The organism is Rubritalea sp. (assembly GCF_039830215.1).
Classification (GTDB): domain Bacteria; phylum Verrucomicrobiota; class Verrucomicrobiia; order Verrucomicrobiales; family Akkermansiaceae; genus Rubritalea.
In genome coordinates, this window is record NZ_JBDOPO010000234.1 from 1 (window position 1) to 10311 (window position 10311).

The following is a 10311-nucleotide window of genomic DNA, read 5'->3' on the forward strand; positions in this document are numbered from 1 at the left end:
ATAGCGAGGGCTCTGACAGCCGAGGAAGTGAGTAGCGATTACGAGCACGCTACGGGAGTTAGCATAGTGCAGCGATTTACCGAATTAAAGCTCAATCCTATGGAGGTGCCCGCTGTGCTTTTAAAGCATCATGCTCCCTTCACTTGGGGCAAGAATGCAGCCAAGGCTGTCGAGAATAGTATAGCTCTCGAGATGTGCGCAAAGATGGCTTTGATGACCTATCAGCTCAATCCTGACACTCCCCAAATCCCCGATCATATACTCAACCAGCACTACCTTCGTAAGCACGGGAAGAATGCATATTATGGGCAAAGGTGATTTTAAGAATTTCTCGCAGAATATAGTTCTGTAACTGGTCAGCCAACTTATTGGCCTCTAATGGTGGATTGGCTGGCTTTGTTATTTTATTGTGAAGTTTAATTTTATAACCAACGCCGATTAGGTGCAAAAAAAATAAAGTTATCCGTACGAGACAGGTTTCCTTGTATGTGGCGTACTATATAGTAGTTTTTTTTAAGACATGCTTAAATCAATCAAATCAACAAGCTCTGTGGTGAAAACCGCAATAGTTGGGACTCTTGCTCCCTTATTAGTGGCAACATGCATGGCGGCGACACAGCCAAATGTGTTGATCCTGTATGCTGATGATCTGGGATATGGTGACCTTAATTGTTATGCGAGTGAGAGTAAAATCCCTACTCCCAATCTTGATCAACTGGCTAGCGAGGGCATGCGCTTCACAGATGGCCATTCGTCTTCAGGTATTTGTACCCCCTCACGCTACGCTTTACTCACGGGGCGTCACCATTGGAGGGATTTCCACGGTATTGTGAATGCTATGGGAAATTCGGTCTTCAAGTCTGAGCGCCTGACGTTTCCTGAGATGATGCAGGAAAAAGGGTATCATACTGCAGCGATTGGCAAGTGGCACCTTGGTTGGGGTTGGAATGCAATTAAGAAATCAAATACACCCAACGGTAAGACGCATTTCAGTAGCTATGATTGGAGCAAGTCAGTCCCCGATGGGCCTTTAGCACACGGATTTGATTATTATTTCGGCGACTCTGTGATCAACTTCCCTCCTTATGCTTGGATTGAAAATGATAAGTTAGTGCAGATTCCGAATACGATGTTAGATACGAAATTGTTCAAAAAAATCAAAGAAGGATCATGGGAAATGCGCAAGGGTCCTATGGTTGAAGGCTGGGATCCATATGAAAATATCCCGACCACTACCGCCAAAGGTGTGGAGTTTATCAAACAGCAAGCAAAAGAAGAAAAGCCGTTCTTCCTCTATTTTGCCTACCCATCACCACACGCACCGATTATCCCTAACGATAGATTTGATGGGAAGTCTGGAGTCGGATCCTATGGTGATCTGGTGGTAGAGACCGATGACTCTGTTGGTCAACTTCTTAAGGCCTTAAAAGACTCAGGGCAAGAGCAGGAAACGATTGTTATCTTCACCGCTGACAATGGTCCTGAGAACTACGCGTATGCACGTGATGCGAAGTTCGACCATTGGTCGGCTGCTCCTTTGAGGGGGCTAAAACGCGACATTTACGAGGGAGGTCATCGAGTACCCTTTATTATTAAGTACCCGGGTGTGGCTAAGGCTGGTAGCGTGAGTGAGGCATTGGTTTCTCAGATTGACCTGATGGCCACCGTGGCATCTGTGATTGGATACAGATTCCCAGACAAGAACGCAGCAGAGGATTCGCATGACCTGCTGCCTGTGCTTAAATCTCCTGAATCATCAGTTCGGTCTGCGCATGTCCACAACACCTATAAGGATGCTTATGCTATGCGCCAAGGGGATTGGGTGTTGGTTGCGGCTAAAAATGGTTACCACTCTAAGCGCGACAAGGCTTGGGAAGCCAAGCATGGCTACTCTGCGGATTCGGCGTCTCAGTATGAACTTTATAACATCAAAGAAGACTTAGGCCAGCGGCATGATTTAGCGAACAAGTACCCAGAGAAAGTGAAAACACTACAAGCTCTGCTCACTCAAATTCAAGACCAAGGGTACTCCGCTCCACGCCTTGCTAAGTAATCTCTATCGATCAATTCTCTATGAAAATTCTCAAAAAAAACTCTAAGATCGGCTTGTTGTTTGTAGCTATTAGTCAGCTAACACTTGCCGCAGATAAGCCCAATATCGTTTTTGTGATCACTGACGATCAAGGATACGGCGACCTAGCCTGTAATGGGCATCCCTATATCAAGACTCCTAACATTGATGAGCTCGCTGCTGAGTCAGTACGTCTCGATGACTACCACGTATTTCCAACATGCTCTCCCAGTAGAGCGGCTATAATGACTGGTCATTGGGCAAATCGTACTGGAGTATGGCACACAATCAATGGTAGGTCCTTGCTCCGCAAAAACCAGGTGACGATAGCCAGCATGCTAAAGTCTAGTGGTTACACGACCGGGATATTTGGTAAGTGGCATCTAGGTGATGGCTATCCATTCCGCCCGCAGGACCGAGGGTTTGACGAAGTTTATATCCATGGTGCCGGAGGTGTTGGTCAGACGCCAGATGTTTGGAATAACGCGTATTTCGATGGGGGGTATTATCACAATGGAGTAATAAAACCCGCAAAGGGGTTTTGCACTGATGTGTTTTTCCGTCAAGGAACACGCTTTATCGAGGAATCCATAGCCAAGAAAAAGCCATTCTTTGCCTATATTAGCACCAATGCTCCACATGGACCGCTCCATTGTCCGCAGAGGTATATGGATCTGTACAAGGGGAAATCGGACAAGTTAGCAGCCTTCTACGGGATGATTACCAATGTTGATGACAATGTGGGTAAGCTGCGCAGGAAACTCAAAGAGCTAGGTGCCGAGAAAAATACGATTTTCATCTTCACCACAGACAATGGTAGTGCTACTGGATCCAACGAGTTCAATGCCGGGATGAGAGGTGCCAAGAATAGTGCATACGATGGAGGGCACAGGGTTCCTCTATTTCTGCATTGGCCAGCAGCTCAGATGAATGCTGAGAAAAGAATAAAAACTCTGACGCATGCTGTGGATATTGCTCCTACCTTGTTAGATTTGACGGGGGCTGCTAAAGCTGAAGGGGTTCAATTTGATGGAGTTTCGATCGCCCGATTACTGAAAGAAGGCGATGTAAAAGATTGGAAGGATCGTTATCTAATCACAGATTCTCAGCGAGTGGTTGATCCTATCAAGTGGCGTAAGTCAGCCGTCATGAGCCAAGGGTGGCGACTGGTCAATGGTAAGGAACTCTATGCTATTGATGTAGATCCAGATCAGAAAAACGATTTGGCCAAGCAACTGCCCGAACGCGTATTGGAGATGCGTGCGTCTTATGAGAAATGGTGGTCAGATATCGAACCGGGATTCGCCGAGTCAGCTGCTTTTATTATTGGCTCACCGCATGCTCCAGAGGTGACTCTGACGTCTCATGACTGGATCAGTAAGTCCACACCACCATGGAACCAAGAGGGAGTGCGTCGGCTGACTAAGTGGGTATCTAAGATTTACGAAGGCTATTGGTCTGTCGATGTTGAGCAAACTGGACGCTACGAAGTCACTCTTCGCCGCTGGCCAAAAGAAGCGGACACGGCGATCAATCTAGGAATGGCTCCAGGAAAAAATGTGCCAGGAGCATCAAAGCCATATAGAGCGACTAAAGGAGATGCTCTAGACATTCGTTCCGCAACGATCGCCACAGATGATACTATTCTCACAACTTTTGAGTTGGATGCCAGTAAGTCCGCTGTGGTGCAAAACGTGGAACTCAAAGCGGGACCGCAAAAGCTCAAAGCCTATTTCACCCTTGCAGATAAAAAGCAGGTAGGTGTCTGTTACCTGACGATTCGTAAGCTCGATTGAGTGACCAAATTATCGAACAGTTTGGGTGAATGATTCAGTGTTCAGGACCTTACCATCGACAGAGTGGTGTTGTAGTTTGGCCTGAGCCTTACCCGCATTTTCACTGACGGTAACACTGAGGAAACCTCCGCAAATTTTAAGGTAGCGATGGCTTTCCGTGCGCTCTTTTAGCGTGTAGCCAGCTGCGTGGATGTCGCTGGCTGGGCCGCAGCCAAACTCGCGTAGACCAGTGGCCGCATCTACTGATGCGTATTGCCAGTGGCGGTCGCCGCAAAGGACGTAGGTGTTAGGGCTAGAGCTGATGAGCTTCCTAACGACATCACCTTCGACCTTGTGGCTAGCATTCGCGTGGTTGTCATTTTTTCCTTTCGTGCGGTCGGGGCCAACGATGGGTGTGGGGGAAATGACAAACTTGAAAGTGGCATCTGACTCAGCGAGAGATTGCTTTAGCCATTGGATTTGTTCCTCGCCCCAGATGGTGCGTTTATCAGGGTTCTTTGTTTTGTTAGAGGATCTGAAGTCGCGACCTTCCATGAGCCATATTTGTAGGTTCTTACCCCAACGACGTGTGCGGTATGGCTGAGCTTCAGGGAAGGTTGTTTGGTCTTCGTAAACTTGCAGGCCATCGGCGAAAGTGAGTTCGCCATAGGTTTGACCAGGCCAGCAATCATTTTTTAGGACGTCGTGATCGTCTTTTAGGTAGTAACAAGAAACTTGTTTGTGGAAGTCTTTGAGGAGAGGGAGAGCGTAGATGCGATTCCATTTGTAGTGGGCTAAAGCCTTGGTTGTAGCGAAAGGCTGTGGCTTGTCGTAGTAGAGGACATCACCCGTGTGCACGAGGAAGGCTGGCGAGTTCTCTAGCATGGATTTGTAGATCTTGTGTCCATCTGGAGTGTCTCGGCGGTGGAATCCTTGGCAAGTAGTCACATTGAAGGTGACTGGGGCTGTCGAGCTAGCTAAGGGGGCTGTGACGAAGGTGCCTTGGGTGTTACTAGAGATTTCGGAGCCTTTATTTATGCGAGATTTCACCTCTAACAGATAGGTGGTGCCAGGCTTTAGCTTGGAGATCTGAAAAGTGTGGGTGAAATCCTTTTCAGAATCTACCGATGTCCATGCTGTTTTTTGGATACCATCTGGCTGCGAGCTTGGCCAGTAGTGGAGCTGGACTTCCCCCTCAGAGCCTGGGACTAACCATGGTTGGGGGCTAGATGGAGTGTCTTTTTTCGGGTAAAAATTATATGACCCCTCCATGTAGAGGGGAAACGGGTGCTTTGTGAGTCGAGTCCAGACACTGGCTGAGGTCTCACTGACTTCCCCAATTTTTATTCCATTGGCAAACTCAGCTGATGAGCAGTTGAACTGCGTGATCATCGATATGAGAACCGTGACGACTAATATCGAGCTGAGTTTACGTGGAATAGAGTTTAACATGAGAGGTGATTTTGTATTTTGAGGTTAGTGTATGCCAAATAAATGTGACAATTTTACTCTACGACGCTCTCATTTACTTTATCAGTCGTTTGCTTATCTAGGATGATGATTCCCTCCTCATTTTTTAGCATAGGTATTCTAGCTTCCGAGAGTTTGTGTTTAAGCATCATTTTTCTAATTTCCCCACTTTGGTAGAGCTTGAGAAAAGACTTATCGTAGTGTTGTTTAAGATCTAGCCGGTCCACAGCAAACCCTGGATAAACATTCTCTACAATGACGTCATCGAGAACCACAAATTTTTCACCAAGTTCCAGGATCTTCCACAAGGGTTTGATGTCTTTCTTGTAGTCGAGAACTGCATCGACCCTGCCTTTTTTGAGCATGAGAAGCATCGATTTTAGGTTGTGCTTTTCGGAGTATTTGATGGGTGTTTTGAAATAGCGGTCATAGCCATAGGCATTTTTGGCAACAACGACCTTGTGTGTCAGTGATTCCTGCCCCTTCCAGTTGGTTGCAAGTGCTTTGCTGACTACTGCGCTGACTGAATCCGCATCTGTAGGATATTTGGCAAGCTGGGCAGGTGGTAGGTCTTCCGAATAAGCGGCCAACATGATGTCTGCTTTGCCTGAGTCAAGTATTCGAAGTGAACGTTTGAAGGGGACGAACTCAAATTTGAGGGAGTACTCTGGAGCTGGGAAAATAGTTCTGAGTAAGTCGATGTAATACCCGCGTTCATCTTTAGACGTGTAACCCTCCCACACGTCTGTGGCGACGACGACCTCTTCGGCGCAGGCCGCAAATGTGAGCGAAAAGCTCAAGATTGTTGTTAGGAGTAATTTCATGTATTAAACAACCTAGCGGGAATTGCCTAATCCGTGAACTAAAATCTTGAGACTTTCCAGAAGGTGGTCACCTAGCCGCGGCCGTCGAGGTACTTCCAGTTGCCTTTGACTTTGCGGAAGCGGGAGTGCTCATAGAGTTCTTTGAGTTCTCCGTCTTCGTGGCATTGTGCTGAGAACTCTACTTTACCTTTTTTCTCTTCAGCCGAGCCTTTGCTGGTGCTGATGATCGTGAGCGAGCGCCACATGACGGTAGGAAGATAAGCATCTAGTTGCTTACGAAGGTCTTTCTCACGGGTGTCTGGATGGGTCGTGCCAAAGAGGTAGTCGGGGAGGCGGAAGAAGTACGCGGTGTAGCGCGCGCGCATTAGTTGCTCGGCAGTCTTCGGCTGGGCTTTACCTAAGTGGTAGCTGCGGCAGCAATCGTTGTATGTCTCGCCAGAGCCACAAGGGCAATCTGAGCGCAGGCGGATGCGGAGTGGGCGTTCCTCATCGTTTCCGTGAGCTTGGTCGTCGTCAAAAGATTCTTCGTTCATGTGTGAAATGGGTGTGAGTGATAGGATGCTCTAGCAATAGTCTATTGCTGAGTAAGGAGCCAGACTGGCTTTTCTTTGCCAATGGCTGACGCCCCGATACTTGCTTTTCTCTTGCTAGCATCCTCCCCGTCAATGACGAGAGCATTCTTAGGTGTGATTTGTTTGGTGAGAATGTTGTGTTTCAATGAATTAAGATGAGAGAAAGTCTAGGTGAGTGCAAAGCTGTACGGGGGGTGCTGACACAGGTGATCGTGAAGTTGGCATTGTGCGTGAGCACTTTCTTTTCTGCATCAGGCCGGAGTAGGGAGGTAGTTGATGCGTGAGGAGGGTCATCATTAGCGCTAGGCAAGGCACCAAGGGAGGCTACGAAGTTGGGATTTCAGCTGAGTCGTCTTCGACAGGTGTAGCGTGAAGAAAGACCAGTCCGGAAAGGTAAATGAGTCCTAGGAGTCGCATCGTGTGCGTTATGTGTGAGTTTGACTAACGGGGGATGAGGAGGGATTCTTTGTCCAGGCCAGTGAGCTTTTCGAGGCCGTTGACCATCATATAGAGAATGTAGCCAGCGACAAGCATCATTGGAACACCGATGGCGGCAAAGCCCCATAGCGTGATGCTGCCGACGATTCCATTGTATTCCTCTTTCCAGTTAGGTAGGTCCGGAGCGAGGTCGCCGAGGAAATAGTGCGCGAGACCGAGGTTGAGAACAGCACTGAGGCAGAAGGAACCGAAAAAGTAGAGCGTGCACTTCCAGATCAGGCCATCGTACTTGGAAATGAGATTCTTCTCGGCGACAGATTTCTCAATCCTTTTGATGTCGAATATCGAATCGTTGTAGATGAAGGTGCGAAAGAGTGGGCTCGAGGAACGGCTAGTGATCAGGAATAATGAGCCAAGGATAAGTGGCTGAATGGCTTCCTTGATTCCAAATACCCAAGCAACATGTGGCTTGGCGGAGTCATTCGACCAGAGATAAATAGTGATGAGGCCAGTGAGTAAAATGGCGCCCATGCCAACTGTGGAAAAAATGTTGAGCTTGCGATGTTTGATCCAGTGCCAAATACCGTAGCCGATAGGGAGCGCAAGAGCCACGATCATCGCCCACTTTGGTCCGAGCTGGTAGAGCGCCTCACCTTCCTTACTGAGTTTGCTCAGAACGATGGTGGGTAAGAGGACGTTGACCATAATATTGATCAATGGATTTTCTTCTTTTTGGGCAGTCTGGCTCATATACGGGGATAGTTGTGAAGCCCACTGAGTGTCGATGCAAGCTGGATTTCAGTTTTTGGGGGGAGGTTGTGGGGATGACTTATCTCTCGCCAGTGGAGAATGACTTTCTAGTCTGGTAAATCATAAAGCCAAACGTCTAACAAGTGTGTTGCGCTGGCTAAGGAGCAATACATAAACCAATGAGACTATTTTCATTTTTCACCGCACGCAAAGTTAAGCTGCTACTTCCCAGCGGAGGCTTGAGGTTGAATTTAACCACCTTTAAGAGCGGAGCCTCCACAACTAGCGGTCATCACACTGGCGCGAAATGCTGTGTTGTGTGATAAAGAATCGAGGAATTCCTGTGGTGTAGATAGGCCATGAGCACCCGAAGGATAGCGAATGATTATCTAAAAAAGATGTCAGAAAACTCATCAGCTTAAACGCAGAACGATCCCTCACACTATTTACACTTTGAAGTCATTGTGTGGGGAGGACCCAAGGCTTATAATGATCGGATGAGAATGGGGCTAGCTAATCAAGAGGCTCAAAAATATCTCTCAGGCTTAGATCGTCTCGATCAATTCCAGCTTTGGTAGCATGCTCGCCACTGTGACAGTTTGGTATCGACTAACTTGATGGCGCTTATTGCTAGAGCTTGTATGAATATTGAAGCATGCTTCACAAAAATTCATACCCTAAGGCTAGTTGCAATGAGGACAGAGAGTTGTCGGGGGGCTTCGTGGCCGCCGAGAGTCTACGTGTGCAAAAGTCTCACCCAATATTCAGGTTCTAACGTGATAACGCCCATCGTGATTTTCTCCACTGTGTTTATTGGGCTTTCGGTAATGATTGCCGGTCGTTTAGTATTTTTCATCTCTGATGTTAGTGTTCATAATCAAAAATTCAATCGTGAGGGAGATAAGATAAGAGCCTGTTGCCCAACATGTGACGTTGCTATGCGTGAGGATAGCGCGCTGGTTTGGAATATCAGGTGTGCCATAGTAGTAAAATCTATGCACGAGGTAGAGAGTGGAGTTAGACTCGTGAATTGGTTTAGCTTGCTTCAGGCTAGCTCCGTCATTCTTACTCGTGTCACAACTCATTTCCAGCCGTAGAATTCATGCATAGCAATAATGGGCAACCTTCAGAGGCAACAGAGAACCACACGATCGTCGATGACTTTGTGGCACCGCATTGTGACGGACTCGTGGAGATCCTGTATCAAGATGACGACATTTTGTTGATCAACAAACCTAGTGGTCTGTTCAGCTTGTCGGGAAAGAATCCGCTCAATTGGGACTCTGTCCACTATCGTTTGGTACATGGCCAAGAGGGAGTGACCCCAGCTTTCCCTGAGGCAAAGTTACCGCATCGATTAGATCTGGGTACCTCGGGGATTATGGCGGTGGGGCTGCATGCTGATGCGTCGAAGCATCTCAACAAACAGTTCCAAGCACGCGCGGTTCAAAAGTGTTATATAGCAATGCTAGAAGGATGGATTGCCGAGGACCAGGGGAAGATCTCAGCGGCCATCGCGAAGGATAAAAATCTCTTCCCTAAGGTGAAAATTTGCCAAACCACAGGGAGAGTCGCGACCAGTGAGTACTTGGTGCTAGAGCGTTTAGATGCACCGCGTAGGAGCCTGGTGCGGTTCACCCCTCACACTGGGCGCACCCACCAACTACGAATCCACAGCCACTCAATAGGCCATCCCATTCTTGGGTGCGATCTGTACAAAAGCGAGGCGAGCGAGCAGATGGCTGAGCGTTTACTTCTCCATGCAAGTGACCTGTATTTCGAGCACCCAGCTAACGGTGAGCAGTTTCATGGACAGAGTCCCTGTCCATTTTTGTAGTGCGGTCGTCTCTATCGCTCGAACCATTTCCAGCTCAGCTGCTGATGCTCCCTCTGGGTTTGGGGTATGGATTTCGAAACACCATACAGAGAGAGTTGATTTGGCCTCCGGCAACCTATTTAGAGCGACCGGGACGGTCACGTTACGGTGAGAGTCGATTAACTTGCCAGTCGGCAGCAGATGATTCTCGGGTATAGACTAGGCGGTCGTGGAGGCGGGCTGAGCCACCTTGCCAGAATTCAACATGATGAGGGACCACCCGATAACCACCCCAGAAATCGGGAAGGGGTACCTTGCCTTCTTTGAATTTTCGGCCGATTTCAGCCAGCTTCATCTTCAGTAGTTTCCTGTTAGGTATGACCTCACTTTGGGCGGAGACCCAGGCGCCAAGTTGGCTTTCGTGTGGGCGGCTAGTGAAGTACTTAGATGATTCGACTGCGGAAATTTTCTCGGCTTTACCGATAACGATGACTTGTCGCTCAAGTGTGACCCAAGGAAAGAGTAGGGAGACGTTGGGGTTTGCCTCGATTTCCTTCGCCTTGCGGCTGGTGTAGTTGGTGAAAAAGACCATGCC

General features: G+C 48.1%; 11 protein-coding genes. 4 read left to right on the top strand and 7 right to left on the bottom strand.

Features of this window, described 5'->3' with window-relative positions:
- The 3 genes from ABGY95_RS07775 to ABGY95_RS07785 all read left to right on the top strand — a co-directional run.
- On the top strand, nt 1-318 hold a 318-nt coding region (locus tag ABGY95_RS07775), incomplete at its 5' end, for a class II aldolase/adducin family protein (protein ID WP_347441119.1).
- A 286-nt stretch (nt 319-604) separates the two neighbouring features.
- Nucleotides 605-2053 (top strand): arylsulfatase, encoded by a 1449-nt coding sequence (locus tag ABGY95_RS07780; protein ID WP_347441129.1) that lies wholly within the window; start codon nt 605-607, stop codon nt 2051-2053.
- A gap of 20 nt (nt 2054-2073) precedes the next feature.
- Nucleotides 2074-3867 (top strand): arylsulfatase, encoded by a 1794-nt coding sequence (locus tag ABGY95_RS07785; RefSeq protein WP_347441120.1) that lies wholly within the window; start codon nt 2074-2076, stop codon nt 3865-3867.
- Nucleotides 3868-3876: 9 nt separating this feature from the next.
- On the opposite strand, the gene ABGY95_RS07790 is transcribed toward ABGY95_RS07785, so the two are convergent.
- From ABGY95_RS07790 to ABGY95_RS07815, 6 genes are all read right to left on the bottom strand, one after another.
- Nucleotides 3877-5298 (bottom strand): alkaline phosphatase D family protein, encoded by a 1422-nt coding sequence (locus tag ABGY95_RS07790; RefSeq protein ID WP_347441121.1) that lies wholly within the window; start codon nt 5296-5298, stop codon nt 3877-3879.
- Nucleotides 5299-5351: 53 nt separating this feature from the next.
- Nucleotides 5352-6140, bottom strand: coding sequence for a transporter substrate-binding domain-containing protein (locus ABGY95_RS07795; protein WP_347441122.1), 789 nt, complete (start codon nt 6138-6140; stop codon nt 5352-5354).
- 71 nt (nt 6141-6211) lie between these two features.
- Nucleotides 6212-6673, bottom strand: a complete 462-nt coding sequence (locus tag ABGY95_RS07800) for a YchJ family metal-binding protein (RefSeq protein WP_347441123.1) — start codon at nt 6671-6673, stop codon at nt 6212-6214.
- Between the two features lie 41 nt (nt 6674-6714).
- The gene (locus ABGY95_RS07805) at nt 6715-6858 is read right to left on the bottom strand and encodes a hypothetical protein (protein ID WP_347441124.1); all 144 of its coding nucleotides are present in this window, start codon (nt 6856-6858) and stop codon (nt 6715-6717) included.
- A gap of 295 nt (nt 6859-7153) precedes the next feature.
- The gene (locus tag ABGY95_RS07810) at nt 7154-7900 is read right to left on the bottom strand and encodes a VC0807 family protein (RefSeq protein WP_347441125.1); all 747 of its coding nucleotides are present in this window, start codon (nt 7898-7900) and stop codon (nt 7154-7156) included.
- A gap of 842 nt (nt 7901-8742) precedes the next feature.
- Nucleotides 8743-8985, bottom strand: coding sequence for a hypothetical protein (locus ABGY95_RS07815; protein WP_347441126.1), 243 nt, complete (start codon nt 8983-8985; stop codon nt 8743-8745).
- A gap of 17 nt (nt 8986-9002) precedes the next feature.
- On the opposite strand from ABGY95_RS07815, the gene ABGY95_RS07820 reads away from it, so the two are divergent.
- Nucleotides 9003-9737: an RluA family pseudouridine synthase gene (locus tag ABGY95_RS07820; RefSeq protein WP_347441127.1), complete on the top strand. Its 735-nt coding sequence runs from the start codon at nt 9003-9005 to the stop codon at nt 9735-9737.
- Between the two features lie 142 nt (nt 9738-9879).
- Here the strand turns inward: ABGY95_RS07820 and pdxH are convergent.
- Nucleotides 9880-10311 (bottom strand): pyridoxamine 5'-phosphate oxidase (gene pdxH, locus ABGY95_RS07825; RefSeq protein ID WP_347441128.1); only part of this gene is annotated, 432 nt, incomplete at its 5' end.